Below are 18,932 nucleotides of genomic sequence, written 5' to 3' on the forward strand. Positions count from 1 at the left end.
GCCACCTCTCCACAGTTCGGGGAGCTTTGAAGACACGAGACAATGACGAAAAAAAGTAGACATTTCGAAACAGAAGCCATCAGAACGCAAATCAACACAACCGAAGAAAAGGAACATTCTACACCGATGTACCTTACTTCCAGCTTTGTATTCGATGATGCAGAAGAAATGCGTGCTACTTTCGCTGACGAGCTCGAGCGCAACACCTATAGCCGTTTCACCAACCCAAACACCACAGAGCTAATAGACAAGATGTGTGCGCTAGAAGGAGCTGAGGCCGGTTTTGCTACCTCTACAGGTATGTCCGCTGTCTTCACCACTTTTGCCACGCTGTTGTCGGCAGGGGATCACATGCTATCGGTTCGTTCCATTTTCGGGTCGTCCCATACAGTGATTAGCAAGTTCCTACCGAAATTCAAAGTGGAAAGTGACTACCTCGATATCGGGCAAGAAGATCAGTGGCAGAATCTGGTAAAAGAAAACACCAAAGTCCTCTATCTAGAAACTCCTACCAATCCGGGCATCGAACTAGTCGATATGGAGTTCGTTAATGATTTTTGCAAAAAGAACGATATCATTTTCGTGGTGGACAATTGCTTCGCTACACCTTATCTACAGCGCCCTATTGATTTTGGTGCAGACCTGGTCATCCACTCTGCCACCAAGTACATCGATGGTCAAGGCCGTGTCATGGGAGGCATCATAGTAGGTCGTCAGGATTTGGTCAAAGAAATATTCACCTTCTCGCGCAGTACAGGACCTACCCTATCGCCATTCAACGCATGGGTACTATCCAAAAGCCTGGAAACTCTGGCGGTGAGAATGGATCGCCACTGCGACAATGCACTCGCACTGGCGCAATATTTGGAATCACATCCCCAAGTAGAATGGGTACGCTACCCTTTCTTACCCTCACACCCACAGCATGAGATTGCCAAAAAACAAATGAAGGCAGGTGGTGGCATGGTTTGCTTTGGGTTGAAAGGCGGACTGGAAGCAGGCAAGACTTTCTTGAAAAGTGTGGAAATGTGCTCACTAACTGCTAACCTTGGGGATACGAGAACCATCGTGACCCATCCACCTTCTACCACCCACGCCAAGCTAACCGATGAAGAGCGTGCTGCCACTGGTATCACTCCTAATATGATCAGAGTATCCGTTGGACTCGAGCATATTGAAGATATCAAGGCTGACCTGGACCTTGCATTTAGTAAAGTATAATGGAAAGAAAAGAGGCTGTCTCGAAAGCACCGCATTGTCATGTCGAGCACCGTCGAAACATTGATTCTGCCTTTCAATGGTACATTTTCTGGCCATCCGGCAGGCGGGCGACTTGGCCCAATTTGACAAAATTCAGATAAATGAACCTTTTGAGACAACCTCTTTTCTTTCTAGATCAAACCCATTAACACATGAGCCCAACACTTGTATTTCTGATCATCGCTGGATATTTCGCAGTATTGATGCTGATCGCAAAAATCACCAGCAAAAACAGTGATGCAGAAACTTTCTTCACCGCCAACCGACAGTCTCCCTGGTATTTGGTTGCCTTTGGAATGATTGGTGCCTCTCTTTCAGGTGTCACTTTTATTTCCGTCCCTGGTGAAGTGGGCAGCAGTCACTGGGCTTATTTTCAGATGGTTTTAGGCTACATTCTGGGCTATGCCGTGATTGCATTGGTCCTACTGCCTCTGTACTACAAACTGAACCTCGTATCTATCTACCAGTATCTAGATCAGCGTTTCGGAAAGAGATCATACAAGACTGGCGCCTTCTTTTTCCTCATTTCTCGAGTGATTGGAGCAGCCTTTCGTTTGTTTTTGGTAGCCACCGTGCTTCAGGTAGCCTTCTTCGATGCATTCAATGTGCCATTTGCGGTTTCCGTATTTGTCACCATCGCACTCATTTGGCTCTATACTTTCAAGGGCGGCATCAAAACCATCGTTTGGACCGACACCTTACAGACTTTATTTATGCTATTGGCCGTCGGTATTAGCATTTGGATCATAGGCAGTGAGTTGGATTATTCTCCCTCTCAGCTCATCCAGATTGTGGCAGATAGTGAGACTTCTCAAACATTCATTTGGGATTGGCAGGCTCCACGCAACTTCTTTAAACAATTCTTTGCAGGAGCTTTTATCGCCATCGTGATGACGGGACTGGATCAGGACATGATGCAGAAAAACCTGACCTGTCGCTCGCTCAAAGACGCTCAAAAAAATGTATACTGGTTCACATTTGTATTGATTTTTGTCAACCTTTTCTTTCTTGCCTTAGGCACACTGCTCTATCACTATGTAGAAGTTAAGCAAATTGACTTGACCGAAACTACCGATGCCTTGTTCCCCTACCTGGCGATCAACCACTTCGGCGTACTGGGAGGTGTGGTTTTCTTACTGGGCGTAACAGCTGCGGCTTATTCAAGTGCAGACTCGGCGCTCACGGCCTTGACTACCTCCTTCTTTATCGACTTTCTTGAGAAAAAACCGAACACTTCCAATAATGCCCAAAGGAGATGGATTCACGTGGGCTTTTCTGTATTGATTCTTGCTGTCATATTGATTTTCAAAGCATTGAACGACGATAGTGTAATCAACCAGGTCTTCCGCGTGGCAGGGTATACTTATGGACCTTTATTGGGGCTTTACAGTTTCGGACTTTTCACTTCATGGAAGATAAAAGATGCCTGGGCTCCTGTAATCTGTGTGATTGCTCCCGTGCTCACCTATGTCCTCAATGCGTATTCAGATGTGCTGCTAGGCGGCTACCAATTTGGCTTTGAACTGCTCTTGGTCAACGGATTACTTTGCTTTATTGGTCTTTGGTTGATCAAAGAGAGAGACTAAATCTCTAACTCCTTCATAGGATCCCACACGATCTCCTTGAAATTTTGAATTTTATCTTTCACGATTTCAATGCCCTCTTGCTCTAGAAGCTCCTGCATCAGCGTAGGAGTAGCAAAATGTGCTTTACCGGTCAATAAACCATTTCGGTTGACCACCCGATGGGCTGGAACCTCTGGCAAACCATGGGCGGCATTCATAGCCCATCCTACCATACGGGCACTCATTCCTGTCCCGAGATAGTTGGCGATTAGACCATAGCTCGTAGCACGACCTTCAGGGATCAATTTGACCACCTCATACACGTCGTTGAAAAAGCTATGCTCCTTGGCCATTATTTATACAGTCCAGCCTGATTCAACGCACGCTGATAGCGGGCTGCATTGCGATTGTGGTCTCTCAGATTAGACGCAAAATTGTGATAGCCCGAAAAGTCCTCCTTCGCACACATGAAGATATAATCATGCTCTTTGTAATTCAACACAGCATCAATGGACTTGATACTGGGCATATTAATAGGCCCAGGAGGCAAACCTGTGTACTTATAGGTATTGAATGGAGATTCGATTTGGGTATGCTTGGTGAGTACTCTTTTGATTTCGAAATCCTGTGCTGCAAAAACCAGCGTAGGATCGGCTTGTAGTGGCATTCCAGTCTTCAGACGGTTCAGATACAAACCCGCTACAACTGGTCTTTCATCTGACATGATGGTCTCTGCCTGTACGATAGAGGCCAAAACAGACACTTCTTTAGGTGTCATACCAAGTGCTTCGGCTTTCTTCTTTCTCTCATCCGTCCAGAACTTGTCATACTCTCGCTTCATTTTAGCAAATAACGCCTCAGCACTGGTGTTCCAATAGGCTTGATAAGTATTAGGAATGAACATAGAAATGATAGTCAGGCTGTCGAACCCATTGGCCTTAATCAGCGAATCATTTCTCAACACTGCCTCAAAATCCTCCGCTGTAATTTCCAGGTTTTTTGTGATTTTTTCAGTGAGATCAGAAACCAACCTCACGTTATTGAAAGTAACATTAACAGCCGTCTGACTACCATTTCTTAGCAAACGGATCACTTCCAGATTATTCATTCCGGGCTCCAACAGATACAATCCCGGTTTTACATTTTCCTGGTACCCCATGGTCTTAGCCAGAAAACTAAAGCTGACCAAATCATCCACAAATCCCCCATCAGCTATTTGCTTTTGCACATATTTATAATCCGAACCAGTAGGAATAATTAATGGTTTTGGATTCTTTTCATATAGAAAATTGGGGGCATAAACTACCTGATGAAAGTAGAAACCAAATGAAGACAACATCACTGAAAACGAAACGATGATGGCTCCTAAAATGACTTTTTTTCTGTCCATAAGGCCGCAAAAATAAGTAATTCAGCCAATCGACTTTTGTCGCCTTCTAATTATTTCAAAAGAACCCTTTGATTTACCCCAATCGAGGAAAAGAACAGAAATAGTACCTGACACGAAACCGAAATGTATCATAGGTATTGACTAAATTTGACTCCTATGAAAACGGAGTTCATCAAATTATATGAAGAAAATCCTGATCCCAGAAAAATCAGTCAGGTCGTAGATGTATTAAGAAAAGGTGGCGTGATCATCTACCCTACCGACACCATTTATGGTATGGGCTGTGATATTTTTAATACACGAGCCATTGAAAAAATCAAACAACTCAAGGGCATTAAGTCCAAAAAGGTAGACTTCTCATTTATTTGTTACGATCTGAGTCACATCTCCGAATACACCAAGTCCCTGGAAACTTCCACATTCAAATTGATGAAAAAAGCACTCCCTGGGCCTTTCACTTTCATTTTGAATTCGAGCAACAAAGTACCTAAGATGCTGAATGCCTCGAAGAAGACCATCGGTATCCGTGTGCCCAACAACAACATCCCAAGAGATATAGTCAGAGAATTAGAAAACCCAATCATCACCACCTCCATACACGACGATGACGAAATATTAGAATACTCCACGGATCCAGAGTTGATCCTGGAAAAGTATGATGGGCGAGTCGACCTGATCATCGATGGAGGATATGGCAGCAATGTAGCCAGTACAGTAGTGGACTGCACCGAAGGGGAAGCTTTGGTAGTGAGAGAAGGTATGGGAGACCTTTCAGAATTCTTATGATGACTATAATTGACAGCCAATACTTTCCATCCATACCCTATTTATCCTATATCAAAGCATCTGATGAAATTTGGATTGACGCCAAGGAGAACTTCGTAAAACAGACCTACCGCAACCGATGCTATATTTTAGGACCTAACAAAGTACAGCCTCTGTCGGTGCCCGTCAAAAATGGGAATAGAAAAATCCCTATGGACGAAATTCTGATCGATTATAAGCATGACTGGATCAAAGATCACTGGCGATCCATTACGACTGCCTACAACAAGTCTCCATTTTTCGAATATTACGAACCTTATATTCATGATATTTTGCATCGCAAACCTGAGCGATTGCTAGAACTGAATCAGGATATCATGTCATTTTGTCTCAAAGTCCTCAATATTGACACGAAAGTGAATTTGACAAATAAATATGAAAGTGGTGAAAAGGGTCAAATAGAGGACATGAGGTCTAAGATTCACCCTAAAAAGGATTATATTTGTTCAAAGATCAAAGATCCCATCCCGTACCCCCAGCTGTTTGGACAGGAATTTGCAGCTAAATTGAGCGTACTGGATTTGCTCAGCAATACTGGGCCCGAATCCGACAATTATTTATAAAAACTGAAGCATGGACATAACGATTAATAGTTTCAATCGTTTTTAGATTAATGTTTAGTTTTTATTAGATTAAAAATTATTTTTACTACTAACGAAGTAGCACATGGAAGCAAAGTTTTCAAATAGAGTCAAAGAGGTCATTTCACTAAGTCGCGAGGAAGCACTCCGTCTAGGGCATGACTACATAGGAACCGAACACCTCATTCTGGGAATGATCCGAGAAGGAGAAGGGGTTGCTATCAGTCTGCTAAAGAAACTGGGAGTTTCTCTTGATGAGCTGAGAGCCTCAATAGAAAAAGCCACCAAAGGATCTGCCACTAACAACGTGAAGAACCTGGCAAATATTCCATTGACTCGACAATCAGAAAAAGTATTAAAAATCACCTATTTGGAGGCCAAAATCTTCAAAAGCCAGTTGATCGGTACTGAACACCTTTTGCTTTCCATCCTAAGAGACGAAGATAATATCGGGACTCAGATCCTTGACAAATTTGATGTGGCTTACGATGTAGTGAAGGAATTGCTCGAATATCAGACAGAACATCCAATGTCTTCTTCATCCGACACGGATGAGCCAGAAGATGATTCTTCAAGATTATTTGGAGCGGGTGGTTCTGGCAGTTCTTCTAGCAAGGATCCGAAAGGAGGCGAAAAATCCAGAACTCCTGTTTTGGACAACTTCGGCCGTGACCTGACTAAATTGGCTGAGAACGACAAGTTAGATCCAATAGTAGGTAGAGACAAGGAGATTGAGCGTGTCGCTCAGATTCTGAGTAGAAGAAAGAAAAACAATCCAATCCTGATAGGCGAGCCTGGTGTGGGTAAAACTGCCATCGCAGAAGGTTTGGCATTGAGAATCGTTCAGAAGAAAGTATCCCGCGTACTGTTTGGCAAAAGAGTGGTTACACTCGACTTGGCCTCATTGGTAGCTGGTACAAAATATAGAGGACAGTTCGAAGAAAGAATGAAAGCAGTCATGAATGAGATTGAAAAATCTCCGGAAGTGATTCTATTCATCGACGAGCTGCACACAATTGTTGGCGCTGGAGGAGCATCAGGCTCGCTCGACGCTTCTAACATGTTCAAGCCTGCGTTAGCCAGAGGAGAAATCCAATGCATCGGGGCTACCACACTCGACGAATACAGACAGTACATCGAGAAGGATGGGGCTTTGGCTCGTAGATTCCAAATGGTAATGGTAGATGCCACCACCAAGGATGAAACGGTTCAAATCCTGAACAACATCAAGGACAAATACGAGGATCACCACAATGTAAACTATACCGAAGAGGCGATACAAGCTTGTGTCAACCTATCGGACAGATACATCAGTGATAGATTTTTGCCAGACAAAGCCATCGACGTAATGGATGAAGCAGGGTCTCGCGTTCACATCAACAACATTTATGTTCCAGATGAGATCGTAAGCCTGGAAGAATCTATCGAAGAGGTTAAGGTTGAAAAGAATCAGGTCGTAAAAAGTCAAAAATATGAAGAGGCGGCTCAGTTGAGAGACAAAGAAAAGAAACTCATCGAGCAACTCGAACTGGCAAAAGCCAAGTGGGAAGAAGAAACCAAATCACAGAGATACACAGTTAACGAAGACAGTGTGGCTGAGGTGATCGCTATGATGACAGGTGTTCCAGCGAAGAGAATTGCCCAAAAGGAAAGCAAGAAATTGCTAACCATGAAGGACGATCTTCAGAAGAAAGTCATTGGTCAGGACGATGTAATCGCCAAATTGACCAAGGCGATTCAAAGAACACGTGTAGGGCTGAAAGATCCGAAAAAACCGATTGGTTCTTTCGTATTCCTGGGACCAACAGGTGTGGGTAAAACAGAATTGGCCAAAGTACTTTCTAAATACCTATTCGACAAGGACGATGCCCTGGTGAGAATAGACATGAGTGAGTACATGGAAAAATTCTCGGTATCCAGACTCGTGGGGGCACCTCCGGGATACGTCGGATATGAAGAGGGTGGTCAATTGACTGAAAAAGTAAGAAGGAAGCCTTATAGTGTAGTTCTATTAGACGAAATAGAGAAAGCACACCCAGATGTATTCAATATCTTGCTACAAGTATTGGATGACGGTATTCTTACCGATGGTTTAGGTAGAAAAGTTGATTTCAGAAATACTGTAATCATCATGACTTCTAACATTGGTGCCAGAGACTTAAAAGATTTCGGAGCTGGAATTGGTTTCATGAACAAACCCAAAAAGAACAATTTGGACGACATCATGAAGTCTACGATTCAAAATGCATTGAAGAAAGCTTTCTCTCCTGAGTTCCTCAACAGATTGGATGATGTAGTAGTGTTTAATTCTCTAGAAAGAGAAGACATCCACAAAATCATCGACATTACTTTGGACTCGCTGTTAGAGAGAGTGATCGAATTGGGTTACAACGTAGAGCTGACCAAGAAAGCAAAAGATTTCTTAGCAGATAAAGGATATGACCCAGCATTTGGTGCCAGACCGCTCAATAGAGCCATCCAGAAGTATCTGGAGGATCAGGTAGCAGAATTCATCTTAACTGGAGATGTTCAGGAAGGTGATACACTACTTGCTGATTACGATGGTAAATCTGATGCTTTGAGTATTGCTGTTAAGAAAGGCAAATCGAAAAAAGAGAAGAAAGAATAGATGTAATATCTATCTCGATCATAAAAAAACAATCCCGATTCAAACATACATGAATCGGGATTTTTGTTTTTGACCTATGGGGTTAAGGTTTGTCTTTATGAGGATTCTACGTTCATATTTCTAACCTTTCATACATAAGATGCTTTCAAGTCCAAAATAGTTGCAAGCACTCTAAAATATTTTTCATCAAGTCGAAATAGGAACAGTCACTTTCACATCATCCCAGATCAAGACCAGATCAGTTCCATATTCGGTTTCTGGAAATTGAATCACAAATTGTTCCTGACAACAGGGATAAGACTGACTAGGAACCTCCACTCTCAAAACATCCATCGAATAGTCGGGTTCCCAATACCCCCAGGTTTCCAATTCAGAATTGAGTGCGACTGTCCAGGTCATTTTCCCCGGAATGGTATACAGCCTATAGCTACCTGCCTTGACTTTCAGTCCTCCGAATTTTACGTCATCCGAAAAACTAATAATGGTCGGTTCATTAGCGCCAGTACGCCAATAAGTATCATAAGGCAACAAATCTCCAAACACATTTCTGCCCTTTTTATATGGACGACAATAGTCCACTTCTATTTCCACAGATTCATTTTGAAAGGCAACCTTATCGGCGGGACTATATTTTTTGGTCGTTAAAATCTCGTAGACCACATAGGAACCAAACAGAATGACTATCCCTCCTACAACCCATAATATCTTTTTAAGCATGCTTTTAGTATTTAGTTAACTGTGAGTAGAAACTACATCGGTATCTAAAAGGTTACAAGCGGGGCTAATACAGACAAAATCTAAACTAGAAGTTGTCAGAAAATCTCTCAAAATCACATATTAATCAAGAAGACCTATAATATTTGGGGTAAAAGGTTAATTTTGATCTTTGATATATCATAAAGCACATGCACGATTATAATACAGTCCAGGAACATTTGATCCTAAAAGAATACGGGCGCAACGTTCAAAAATTAGTTGATCACTTATTGACTATTGAAGACAAGGAGGAAAGAAACAAGAAAGCTCAGACAATGGTTGAGCTGATGAAGCAAATCAATCCTACCGCCAAAGAAACGACTGAAACCAATCAAAAAATCTGGGATGACATGCACATCATCTCTGGCTTCAAACTGGATATAGAAGGTCCTTTCCCTACTCCAGACAAAGCTATTTTAGACAAGAAGCCAGATCGTGTCCCTTATTCAGCTAACGACATTACTTTCAGACACTTCGGTAAGAACATCGAACTATTGATTGATAAAGCCATCACGCTGGAAGATGCTGAAGAAAAAGAGGCTGCAATTATTCACATCGGCAAATTGATGAAGACTTTCTTCTACTCTTACAATCAAGACACTATGGAAGATGATGTGGTTTACACCAACATCAGGAAACTCTCCAAAAATCAGCTTGATATTGATATGGAAAAAGTGAAAGCTGGAAACCTCTTCGAGCCTCAAAAACGTGAAAAACGTAGCAACAGAAGAGCCCATAACAACAATAACAGAAGGAATAATAACAACAACAATAACAACAGAAGAAGAAGAAATTAATGGCTTCATTCCATGTGACTGGCGGCACCCAGTTGAAGGGCGATCTCATTCCCCAAGGTGCCAAAAATGAAGCACTTCAAATTTTGTCTGCGGTGCTTCTCACAGACGAAGAAATGGTCATCAACAAAGTCCCTAACATCAGGGACGTAAACAAGTTGATCGACCTACTCAACGAAATCGGAGTACGTGTCACCAAAAACAGCCCTGAGTCCTATACCTTCAAGGCTGATAATATCAATATTGACTTTTTAGAATCTGAAGAGTATAGCAAGATGGCTTCCTCGCTGAGAGGGTCTATCATGTTGCTGGGTCCGTTACTGGCTAGATTCAAGAAAGGCATGATTCCACAGCCTGGAGGTGACAAAATCGGAAGAAGGAGGTTAGACACTCACTTCACCGGTTTCCAAAAACTCGGAGCGAAATTCAAATACGATAAGGCTTCTGGCTATTATAAAATTGACGCCTCTCACCTGACTGGCACCTATATGCTACTGGACGAAGCGTCAGTAACAGGTACAGCCAACATCGTGATGGCGGCTGTATTAGCCAAAGGAAAGACCACCATATACAATGCGGCCTGCGAACCCTACTTACAGCAATTGTGTAGTATGCTCAATCGCATGGGAGCTAAAATATCTGGCGTAGGTTCGAACCTTCTGGTAATCGAAGGAGTCGAGTCTCTACATGGTACGGAACACACTATGCTACCCGATATGATCGAGATAGGTAGTTTCATTGGCATGGCAGCCATGACTCGATCTGAGATCACGATTAAAAATGCAGGCATTCCTCATCTGGGAATTATCCCTGACATCTTCAAAAGACTAGGGATCAAAATGGAATTCAAGGGAGATGATATTTTCATCCCTGAGCAAGACCATTACGAGATTGAAACCTTCATCGACGGTTCCATCATGACTATCGCAGATGCGATTTGGCCAGGCTTCACTCCTGACCTATTGAGTATTGCTTTGGTGACGGCCACTCAGGCTAAAGGAACTGTACTGATCCATCAAAAGATGTTTGAAAGTCGCTTGTTCTTCGTAGACAAGTTGATCGAAATGGGCGCTCAGGTTATCCTTTGTGATCCACATAGAGCTACCGTCATCGGTATGGATAGGAAGGTGCCATTGAGAGGCATCACCATGACCTCTCCTGACATCAGAGCGGGCGTATCACTCCTCATAGCAGCTATGTCAGCAGAGGGAGATAGCATCATCCACAACGTGGAGCAAATCGACAGAGGATATCAAAATATCGATGGTCGACTCAATGCTTTGGGAGCCAAAATCGAACGTATCTAATTCAAATCCATGAGAACAGTACTTCTCACGTACTGCCTTTTGATTTCAAAGTTGCTAATGGCTCAATCGAGCTATGAGCAACTTGAAATGATCTCTATACATCAATTAGAGAAAGAGGATACACTGAGATTTGATCTTAGCGGAATCGTAGAAGTAGATAATCGGTACTTTGTTATTTCTGACAAAGTATGGAACCGATACATTTATGAAATCTCATTGGATCAAAACAAGTTCAACCTTGTTCAATCCTACTTTTTCAACGCAAAATTCCGACTGGATCTAGAAGCCATAGACTACTGCGATGGCTATTTCTATCTGGCCAATGAAAAAAATGGCGGAATCTACCGATTGAATAAAAGCGACCTTTTTGATGGGAAGGGCAAACTAGAACTGATAGATATTCCTTTCGAAGACAAGCAACTAAAGCAAACCGAATGGGGCAATGCCGGATGGGAAGGATTGGCAATCAACTGCGAAAATCAAATCTTATACCTGGTCAAGGAAAGACAGCCGAGATTCATATTACCCTACGACAATAAGTCCAACCAATTACTCCCTGAATTTGACATCCCGAATACAGAAAGCAACGATTTTTCAGATGCCAAATTTGAAAATGGCTTTTTATACCTTCTCGAGAGAAACGGCAATTATATATCCAAGATTGACCCAGCGTCTGGTGAGGTGATAGACAAAAAGTATTATGGTCATATCTGCAGTCATCCTGAAGGGAAGCTCTTTGAACCAGAAAAATACGGCATGGCAGAAGCCCTGTTACTTAAAGAAAACGAAATATGGATTGGGCTTGACAACAATGGCATTCAGACAAGCACTCATGCCACTAACACCTACCAAATCAAGGGAAACAATCCTGTAATCATCAAATTCAAGCGCCCTAAAGGATTTTAATCCCTAGTTTTGCAACATGAGCAAACCGGCATTTCTGCAGCACATCAAGGAGAGCCTACAGGGCGGCACCTTTGTTAAGTTGACTTTGAGCAAACCTTTTCAAAAATCAAGTAGTCTTCAAAACTTGTATGTCCGACCGATTGAAATCAAAAATGAAACGGTACTCAACTTTCTCTTTCGCCATCTAACTCAGGACGAAACGAAAAACTTCGATTTTGAAGAGGGGCTGAAAGAAGTCGCCAAATATCTGGAGACGCATTTTAAAAATGCCGTGCTATGCACCACCACAATCGACTATACGCTACTGACCAGTAAAAAAGGCAAAACCACGCTACAAAAAAAGGCCGTAACCAGAGAAATAGAAGACGTGAGTCACGACAAACAGAAAAAGAAGCGATCTACAGCAGAGTCCACTTACCTACAGAAATTAGGAATCTCTGATAGCCAGGGAAACATCATCCCCAAAATGGCTGACAAGTATCGACAGATCAACAAGTTTCTTGAGATCATGGAGTCTCTACTTGACTCGGCTTCCCTCCCACCCAAACCAAAAATCGTGGACATGGGGTCTGGCAAAGGCTATTTAACATTTGCGCTCTATGATTACCTCACTCAGAAAGGTCTGGATGTACAGGTGACGGGAATAGAATTAAGGAAAGATCTGGTGGACTTCTGTAATCAGGCAGCCACGGAATTAGGATTCGACGGGCTCAACTTTTTGGATCAACCCATAGAAGAATACAACGATAACGATATAGACATACTGATCGCGCTGCACGCCTGCGATACTGCCACAGATGACGCGCTAGCCAAAGGAATCGCTTCCAAAGCAGCCCTGATCGTATCGGCACCCTGCTGTCACAAACAGATCAGAAAGCAGCTCAAAGGAAAACCTGCCGAAAACCCAATATTGAAATACGGTATATTCAAAGAGAGGCAGTACGAAATGGTAACAGACACCATTCGCGCCTTGCTCCTCGAGAGAGAAGGATACGAATCCAAAATCTTCGAATTTGTATCCAATGAGCACACACGCAAAAACGTGATGCTAGTAGGTATCAATCACCACAATACCAGAAACAGCGAACAGAGCACTACCAAAATCCAAGAAATCAAGAAGGAGTTTGGGATTGAATATCAGCAGTTGGAAAGGTTGTTGGGAGATTAATACAGCCTTCTAATTGGTCTTTCCATGAACCTAACCCACTTCAGAAGTGAATGGGGTACTTATGCAAGTGGGGTCCCCCACTAAAAAGATGAACCAGCTCATGTTTTAGGTGAGTGCTCGCAGCAAAAACATGCGCCTCCGGACCAAAAAGGTACCCCTGGGGACTTCAAACACTCAACGCCGCAGCAAAAAGATGCGCGCTCGGGTCTTTTTGCTCCGATCGAGAGGTTCTGAGATGCGAGCTCGCATGTTTGTAGTGGGAGGGGGTACTTCAAAGACGACTGACCCCACCTCTGAAGTGGGGGTACCCACCTCAGAGGTGGGGTCATTTATCATTTACACACTCACCGATTCTTCCTCCAGCGCTTTCAGCACATTTTTGGCCTGAATAATATGTCGCTGATTGTGCGCGATCACGAAACGAAAGGCATCTCCCAATCTAAAAGTAACCAAACGACCTATCGCTGATGAGATCTTAATGGCCTTTAGATCTAAGCTAGCTGCCATGTCCAGATACTTAATCAACTCCAGTTGATCCTTCTTAAACTTCGTTAATGTATCGGCATGAACTTTCACCTCTGGATCGAACTTGCTCATGGTGCGCATTGGAGATGGGATCGATCCATCAGGTCTTGGCTTCATCACTTTCACGAAATAGTTTCCCATCCAGCTACTATCATACTCCTCCTTATCTGAGGCTTTGGCCTTGGGCAATTTCTTTTCGAACAGGGTTAAATAATGCCCGTCTGCAATATTGAGATGTTCTATGCACTCGATCACACTCCATTTGTTTGGATTGGGACGCCTGGACAATAGCTCCTCGCCGAGGGTTTCCAGAGACTTCACTTCTTCTAATACTTCTAGAGTGTCTTTTTTGAGGGATTCGATGAGTTCAGACCTTTTCATAGTTTGTGTTTTTGTATGATACAAAGCTAAATGAGTTTGATTTTTAAAAACTTGATCTAAATCAAGTTCGTTCTACAACAGAATTTTTCATGGTACTTTTCCTCATCCGACTGAAAGTCTCAGGGGTCATACCCAGATAAGAAGCCAAATACTTCTGAGGAACTTTTTGAAAAATGTGAGGGCTATCCTGCATCAGTCGATCAAAACGCTCTTCTGCCGAAAAATCTCGCACCTCCACTTGTCTCCTACCCATTCCTATCAGTATCCTGGCATTGAACATTCGCCCCCAGCGTTCCACAGATTTGTAGGCATCGTACATTTCCATGAGATCCTGGTAGCTGATCCTCAGGGCCTCCACATTAGACAATGCCTGAATGTTCCAATCCGACGGCTTTTGATCCAAAAAAGAATCATAAGCTCCCGAAAAATCCCCTTCGTAAGTAAAACCGACAATAGATTCGTTCCCATTTCTTCTGAAAAAAGCCCTTAGCACTCCTTCATGTACGAACCAAAAATACTTTTCAACCTTTCCCTCCTCGATCATAAAATCACCTTTCTTGAACCGATGAGGATGCCATCGCGAGGAGAAATCCAACCACTCTGACTCACTCAATGGAGAAAGAGAATCGATGCGTTCGTGTAGGTGTTCGTATGCTGTCATGAAAAAAAGCTGCTTTTTGGCCAGATATCTAAGATAAATAGAATCTCCTGCTTCCTGAAGTGATCGCTTTGTATAGATTTGTTGTTGGACGATTTTTTAAACAACATATAAATCTTTATGCAAGAGTTAAACGACATCTTGATCCTAATTGATAGTTATATAGGCAGCTCTGGCTGGTTTCCTTATGTACTACTTGGGACTGGACTATTCTTTACCATCTACCTAAAGTTTCCACAAATAAGATATTTCGGATTTGCCGTCAAAGTAGTAAAGGGCAAATTTGACAAAAGCGATGATGAGGGTGATACCTCCCATTTTCAAGCGCTGGCTACTGCGCTTTCGGGTACAGTAGGTACGGGTAACATCGCTGGGGTGGCGCTGGCCATTCATATTGGCGGGCCCGCTGCTCTATTTTGGATGCTAGCCACTGCTGCAGTTGGTATGTGTACCAAATTTGTAGAGGTGACTTTGTCTCACAAATACCGTGAAAAAACAGAAGATGGCACCATGGCCGGTGGCCCCATGTATTTCATGAAAAATAAAATGAACATGAAATGGTTGGCCGCAGCATTTGCTGTTGCCACTGTTTTATCGTCATTCGGGACAGGTAGTTTGCCTCAGATCAACAGCATCTCCACGACGCTATACTCCACTTTTGGCATTGATTTGATGGTCACTGGAGCAGTTCTTTCTGTTTTACTTGGATTGGTCATTATTGGAGGGATCAAACGAATTGCAGCAGTGACAGAAAAGTTGGTTCCTTCTATGGCTCTAATTTATTTCATCGGTGCTTTTGCTGTGATTTTCTACAATTACGATCAGATCATACCTTCTTTCACTTCCATCTTTGCAGATCTATTTTCTGGTTCATCGGCTACCGGTGGTTTCCTGGGAGCCTCTGTAGCTTTCGCATTCAACAAAGGCGTAGGAAGAGGCCTTTTCTCTAACGAAGCGGGTCAGGGTAGTGCACCTATTGCCCACGCTTCTGCCAAAGGACACGAACCTGTATCAGAAGGTATGGTGGCCATCCTCGAACCATTCATCGATACCATTGTGATTTGTACAATCACAGGTATGGTATTGCTTTCATCAGGGGTATGGAACGAAAAAATGGAGAATCAATTTGACTATGCTGATTTGACCATACTGGAGCAAGTAAATGCTTCAGATCAAGACGAAGAAGGGCAGCAGATTCTCTACAAGCACATATCAGGAAAAGAAACTTTGCCTTCATTTGACGGTACCTTAGAGGTAAAAGATGGCAAGGCAATCAATCCTGTTACTTTCATTCATGCCAGATCATTAGCTGAGAATGTGATGATATATAAGGACGGAGAGCCTTTTACTGGCGAAACAGAAATTGAGTCAGGCTATCCCACTGATATCACCGTATCTTTCAGAGGAAAATCACTCATCCATAGTGCTCCTCTAACTGCAGAAGCCTTTGGACGCGGATTTTTCGGTGAATATGGAAAATACATCGTCTCTTTAGGAATTTTACTATTCGCATTCAGTACTGCCATTTCATGGTCATATTATGGAGATAGAGCTATGACTTTCTTGTTTGGAAGCAGGTCTGTAGTCTACTACAGAATCGTATACGTGATTGGATTCTTCGTGGCTTCTTTTACAGACACCACGATCATTTGGTCCCTTGCCGGTATTGCCATTGCGGTGATGACACTTCCGAACCTTTTCGGGCTGGTCTACCTTCACAAGGACATGAAGCAAACGGTCAATGAATTCTGGGATGGATTCAAAAAAGAATACCCGGACGAAAAGACTCCAGAGTAACTACTCCTAAGAAAATCAAAAAGGCTAGCGAAATCGCTAGCCTTTTCTAATTTATCAAAACTACTATTACTATTCTTTTGGGTTTGTATCTGAAAGAGCCTTGATCTGACCAGAATAACTGATCCTATTGCGGGCACCGCTGGTTATACTCAGACTCGTACCGCCAGTGGCACCCATATTAAAAGTACAGGCGTAAGTCTCGTTGCCCGTACTGGATCTCGCCTTGAAAGTAACCGTGATCCTGTTTTTCTTTTCATTGTATTTGACCTCATAGTTTTCTACCGGGCCTTCGATATTGATTCCTCCCTGGCCACTCATGTCATACATCTGAACTGCGCCAAAGTAAGGCATGCTGGCCTCAGCTTTTTGATCAGAAATTTTGAATTGATTCGGGTTGGAAATGAGATTGATTCTTCTCCCTTTTTGGGTAGTAGCCCAATCGGCCACAAAATAGTACTCGCCAGATTCCAGGATTTCTTTAGTCAAAGCATATTTCTTTGCTTCTGCTTCCTTCTTAGCTGCTCTTTTTGATTGTTTATCCTGAGCCAAAACCGCAAATGCGGTCAACAATAAAAGTGCGAAAATGATTAACAGGCTTCTCATGGCAATAAACGTTTGCTGCGAAGACTTAACCAAATGCTATGCCAAAGATTAAATATTGGCTTGAAAAGGAATACTTTCTTTTCCAAGGAGGCCCAGAGCCGACTCGATGGTAGGGTGAAGATTATCAAGTCCTATTTGGTCCGATAGTCCAGTCCTTTGCAGTTTGTCTCTCACCGGCCCAATGACTGAACTCATCTTAAACACCACTCCTTTGGCCTGAAGATCAGTTTGAATCTCACGAAGGCAATTGATCCCCATAGAGTCAATGTCACTGATGCTTTGACTATCAAGTATAAAAAGCTTTAAGTCCGGCTTTCTTCTTACAATGGAAGCCACCTTTTCTTTCAGCGCATCGACATTGGCAAAATAAAGTCGGGCATCAAATCTCAAAATACTCACCTCTTCTTTTTCGACGGCATTTTGGAAACGGTGGATGTTTCTAAAAAAACGAGTCCCTTCGATCTGACCCAATTCCGCCATATGAGGGATGGATGTTTTATATATCAATACAGCCAGCGACAATAGGACACCTAATATGATACCCCACTCTACACCCAAAGCGATTGTCCCTACAAATGCTACAGCCAACATCGTAAAATCCACCCGATCGGTATACCAAAGTGACTTGACTTCTTTGATATCTAATAAAGAGATAACTCCTACGATCACGATAGCTGCCAAAACTGTGCTTGGCAAGTAATAAAATACAGGAGTCAAAAAAAGCAACACAAGAGACACCACCACTCCCGCTATCACAAGCGCCACAGTTGACTTAGCCCCTGAATTGTTGTTGACGGCTGATCTGCTAAAACTGGCTGATGAGGTAAATGAGCTGAACATAGACCCTACGACGTTAGCTACTCCCAGCGCCACCAATTCCTGATTGGCTCTTACTTCATATTCATTATTTCTTTTAAACTGAATGGTTTTAGCGATAGAAAAAGCCTCCATATAGCCAATAAAAGCCAAGGTAAATGCCATAGGGAGCAAACCGCGCAACCTTGCCACACTCCACTCTGGAACCGAAAACTCAGGCAACCCATCAGGGATAAACCCTACAATGGCTACACCCAATTGTTCCAAATCAAAAAAGTAAACCACTGCTACTCCCAGCATCACCAGGGTCAGCCCAGCTGGCACTCGAGGCGCTACCTTTTTCATCACCAGAATAAAAACTATTGCTGACAGCCCAAGAACAAGGGTAGGAAAATTAACCTCCGTAATCCTGGCAAAAAGCTCGATGATAATCTCATGGAGATATTTGCTCTTGGGCAAATCAATTCCTGTCAGATATTTAATATGATTGATAGCAATAATCAAAACCGCGGCATTGGTAAAACCAGCGATCACAGGGCGAGATAAAAAATGAGTGAGAAACCCCAATCGCAATGTCCCCATCATCACCTGAATAACACCAATCATCAAGGCCAGTAAAATGGCCAGACTGATATAATCTTCAGAACCTACAACAGCCATAGTGGAAACTCCCGTAGCGACCAGCAAAGAGTCCATCGCCACTGGCCCAACAGCTAACTGTCTGGAGGTGCCAAAAAAAGCATATATAATAGGAGGAAAAATCGATGCATACAATCCATACACTGGAGGAAGCCCTGCTATCATAGCATAGGCCATACCCTGAGGCACGAGCATGACCCCCACCGTCAACCCGGCGATCAGGTCACTTCTAAAATCACCAGACTTGTAATTCCTTACTACTGCAAGGAAAGGGAAAATTCGCTCCATAGCATCAATTTAATCAGATGCACAAAAATACCTCAGCTTACATG

Annotated in this window: 17 protein-coding genes; 10 read left to right on the top strand and 7 right to left on the bottom strand. The window is 42.9% G+C overall.

Going from position 1 to position 18,932, the window contains the following annotated elements; genetic code table 11:
• Positions 1-42 precede the first annotated feature (42 nt).
• Both N7U62_RS12640 and N7U62_RS12645 read left to right on the top strand, forming a co-directional pair.
• Entirely contained in the window at positions 43-1,221 is a 1,179-nt protein-coding gene (locus N7U62_RS12640) for an O-succinylhomoserine sulfhydrylase (RefSeq protein WP_264138340.1), read from the top strand.
• A gap of 191 nt (positions 1,222-1,412) precedes the next feature.
• Entirely contained in the window at positions 1,413-2,846 is a 1,434-nt protein-coding gene (locus N7U62_RS12645) for a sodium:solute symporter (protein WP_264138341.1), read from the top strand.
• Here N7U62_RS12645 and N7U62_RS12650 read toward each other — a convergent pair.
• Positions 2,843-3,178, bottom strand: a complete 336-nt coding sequence (locus tag N7U62_RS12650) for an MGMT family protein (RefSeq protein ID WP_264138342.1) — start codon at positions 3,176-3,178, stop codon at positions 2,843-2,845. The genes N7U62_RS12645 and N7U62_RS12650 overlap by 4 nt on opposite strands.
• On the bottom strand, positions 3,178-4,215 hold the full coding sequence (gene mltG / locus N7U62_RS12655) for an endolytic transglycosylase MltG (protein WP_264138343.1): 1,038 nt from the start codon (positions 4,213-4,215) through the stop codon (positions 3,178-3,180). The genes N7U62_RS12650 and mltG overlap by 1 nt, the downstream gene beginning before the upstream one ends.
• A gap of 156 nt (positions 4,216-4,371) precedes the next feature.
• Here mltG and N7U62_RS12660 point away from each other — a divergent pair, with 156 nt between their 5' ends.
• From N7U62_RS12660 to N7U62_RS12670, 3 genes are all read left to right on the top strand, one after another.
• Positions 4,372-5,001 (top strand): L-threonylcarbamoyladenylate synthase, encoded by a 630-nt coding sequence (locus tag N7U62_RS12660; RefSeq protein ID WP_264138344.1) that lies wholly within the window; start codon positions 4,372-4,374, stop codon positions 4,999-5,001.
• Positions 4,998-5,603 carry a WbqC family protein gene (locus tag N7U62_RS12665; RefSeq protein ID WP_264138345.1) on the top strand — a complete coding sequence of 202 codons (606 nt, stop codon included), beginning with the start codon at positions 4,998-5,000 and terminating at the stop codon, positions 5,601-5,603. Before N7U62_RS12660 ends, N7U62_RS12665 begins: the two co-directional genes overlap by 4 nt.
• A gap of 103 nt (positions 5,604-5,706) precedes the next feature.
• Positions 5,707-8,250, top strand: coding sequence for an ATP-dependent Clp protease ATP-binding subunit (locus tag N7U62_RS12670; protein ID WP_264138346.1), 2,544 nt, complete (start codon positions 5,707-5,709; stop codon positions 8,248-8,250).
• Positions 8,251-8,436: 186 nt separating this feature from the next.
• On the opposite strand, the gene N7U62_RS12675 is transcribed toward N7U62_RS12670, so the two are convergent.
• Positions 8,437-8,967: a DUF2911 domain-containing protein gene (locus N7U62_RS12675; RefSeq protein WP_264138347.1), complete on the bottom strand. Its 531-nt coding sequence runs from the start codon at positions 8,965-8,967 to the stop codon at positions 8,437-8,439.
• Between the two features lie 188 nt (positions 8,968-9,155).
• Here N7U62_RS12675 and N7U62_RS12680 point away from each other — a divergent pair, with 188 nt between their 5' ends.
• Genes N7U62_RS12680 through N7U62_RS12695 form a run of 4 tightly spaced genes read left to right on the top strand, consistent with a single transcriptional unit; the run spans position 9,156 to position 13,181 of the window.
• Complete coding sequence (locus N7U62_RS12680; protein ID WP_264138348.1) at positions 9,156-9,803, top strand: DUF4290 domain-containing protein; 648 nt, start codon at positions 9,156-9,158, stop codon at positions 9,801-9,803.
• Positions 9,803-11,107 carry a UDP-N-acetylglucosamine 1-carboxyvinyltransferase gene (murA, locus tag N7U62_RS12685; protein WP_264138349.1) on the top strand — a complete coding sequence of 435 codons (1,305 nt, stop codon included), beginning with the start codon at positions 9,803-9,805 and terminating at the stop codon, positions 11,105-11,107. The genes N7U62_RS12680 and murA overlap by 1 nt, the downstream gene beginning before the upstream one ends.
• Before the next feature lie 9 nt (positions 11,108-11,116).
• Positions 11,117-12,013, top strand: a complete 897-nt coding sequence (locus N7U62_RS12690) for an SdiA-regulated domain-containing protein (protein ID WP_264138350.1) — start codon at positions 11,117-11,119, stop codon at positions 12,011-12,013.
• A gap of 16 nt (positions 12,014-12,029) precedes the next feature.
• Entirely contained in the window at positions 12,030-13,181 is a 1,152-nt protein-coding gene (locus N7U62_RS12695; protein ID WP_264138351.1) for a class I SAM-dependent methyltransferase, read from the top strand.
• A gap of 336 nt (positions 13,182-13,517) precedes the next feature.
• Here the strand turns inward: N7U62_RS12695 and N7U62_RS12700 are convergent, their stop codons facing one another.
• Complete coding sequence (locus tag N7U62_RS12700; RefSeq protein ID WP_264138352.1) at positions 13,518-14,087, bottom strand: DinB family protein; 570 nt, start codon at positions 14,085-14,087, stop codon at positions 13,518-13,520.
• A 61-nt stretch (positions 14,088-14,148) separates the two neighbouring features.
• Positions 14,149-14,748, bottom strand: coding sequence for a Crp/Fnr family transcriptional regulator (locus tag N7U62_RS12705; protein WP_264138353.1), 600 nt, complete (start codon positions 14,746-14,748; stop codon positions 14,149-14,151).
• A 117-nt stretch (positions 14,749-14,865) separates the two neighbouring features.
• Here N7U62_RS12705 and N7U62_RS12710 point away from each other — a divergent pair, with 117 nt between their 5' ends.
• Positions 14,866-16,542 carry an alanine/glycine:cation symporter family protein gene (locus N7U62_RS12710; RefSeq protein ID WP_264138354.1) on the top strand — a complete coding sequence of 559 codons (1,677 nt, stop codon included), beginning with the start codon at positions 14,866-14,868 and terminating at the stop codon, positions 16,540-16,542.
• A 69-nt stretch (positions 16,543-16,611) separates the two neighbouring features.
• Here the strand turns inward: N7U62_RS12710 and N7U62_RS12715 are convergent, their stop codons facing one another.
• Positions 16,612-17,145, bottom strand: a complete 534-nt coding sequence (locus N7U62_RS12715; RefSeq protein WP_264138355.1) for a DUF4251 domain-containing protein — start codon at positions 17,143-17,145, stop codon at positions 16,612-16,614.
• A gap of 48 nt (positions 17,146-17,193) precedes the next feature.
• Complete coding sequence (locus N7U62_RS12720; RefSeq protein ID WP_264138356.1) at positions 17,194-18,888, bottom strand: SulP family inorganic anion transporter; 1,695 nt, start codon at positions 18,886-18,888, stop codon at positions 17,194-17,196.
• Positions 18,889-18,932: the final 44 nt, after the last annotated feature.

Origin of the sequence: Reichenbachiella ulvae (genome assembly GCF_025833875.1) — a bacterium.
Lineage (GTDB): Bacteria > Bacteroidota > Bacteroidia > Cytophagales > Cyclobacteriaceae > Reichenbachiella > Reichenbachiella ulvae.

Excerpts from the sequence above, each read along its gene's own strand:
- N7U62_RS12640 (WP_264138340.1), top strand. The coding sequence starts at position 43 with ATGACGAAAAAAAGTAGACATTTCGAAACAGAAGCCATCAGAACGCAA.
- N7U62_RS12645 (WP_264138341.1), top strand. The coding sequence starts at position 1,413 with ATGAGCCCAACACTTGTATTTCTGATCATCGCTGGATATTTCGCAGTA.
- N7U62_RS12650 (WP_264138342.1), bottom strand. The coding sequence starts at position 3,178 with ATGGCCAAGGAGCATAGCTTTTTCAACGACGTGTATGAGGTGGTCAAA.
- mltG (WP_264138343.1), bottom strand. The coding sequence starts at position 4,215 with ATGGACAGAAAAAAAGTCATTTTAGGAGCCATCATCGTTTCGTTTTCA.
- N7U62_RS12660 (WP_264138344.1), top strand. The coding sequence starts at position 4,372 with ATGAAAACGGAGTTCATCAAATTATATGAAGAAAATCCTGATCCCAGA.
- N7U62_RS12665 (WP_264138345.1), top strand. The coding sequence starts at position 4,998 with ATGATGACTATAATTGACAGCCAATACTTTCCATCCATACCCTATTTA.
- N7U62_RS12670 (WP_264138346.1), top strand. The coding sequence starts at position 5,707 with ATGGAAGCAAAGTTTTCAAATAGAGTCAAAGAGGTCATTTCACTAAGT.
- N7U62_RS12675 (WP_264138347.1), bottom strand. The coding sequence starts at position 8,967 with ATGCTTAAAAAGATATTATGGGTTGTAGGAGGGATAGTCATTCTGTTT.
- N7U62_RS12680 (WP_264138348.1), top strand. The coding sequence starts at position 9,156 with ATGCACGATTATAATACAGTCCAGGAACATTTGATCCTAAAAGAATAC.
- murA (WP_264138349.1), top strand. The coding sequence starts at position 9,803 with ATGGCTTCATTCCATGTGACTGGCGGCACCCAGTTGAAGGGCGATCTC.
- N7U62_RS12690 (WP_264138350.1), top strand. The coding sequence starts at position 11,117 with ATGAGAACAGTACTTCTCACGTACTGCCTTTTGATTTCAAAGTTGCTA.
- N7U62_RS12695 (WP_264138351.1), top strand. The coding sequence starts at position 12,030 with ATGAGCAAACCGGCATTTCTGCAGCACATCAAGGAGAGCCTACAGGGC.
- N7U62_RS12700 (WP_264138352.1), bottom strand. The coding sequence starts at position 14,087 with ATGAAAAGGTCTGAACTCATCGAATCCCTCAAAAAAGACACTCTAGAA.
- N7U62_RS12705 (WP_264138353.1), bottom strand. The coding sequence starts at position 14,748 with ATGACAGCATACGAACACCTACACGAACGCATCGATTCTCTTTCTCCA.
- N7U62_RS12710 (WP_264138354.1), top strand. The coding sequence starts at position 14,866 with ATGCAAGAGTTAAACGACATCTTGATCCTAATTGATAGTTATATAGGC.
- N7U62_RS12715 (WP_264138355.1), bottom strand. The coding sequence starts at position 17,145 with ATGAGAAGCCTGTTAATCATTTTCGCACTTTTATTGTTGACCGCATTT.
- N7U62_RS12720 (WP_264138356.1), bottom strand. The coding sequence starts at position 18,888 with ATGGAGCGAATTTTCCCTTTCCTTGCAGTAGTAAGGAATTACAAGTCT.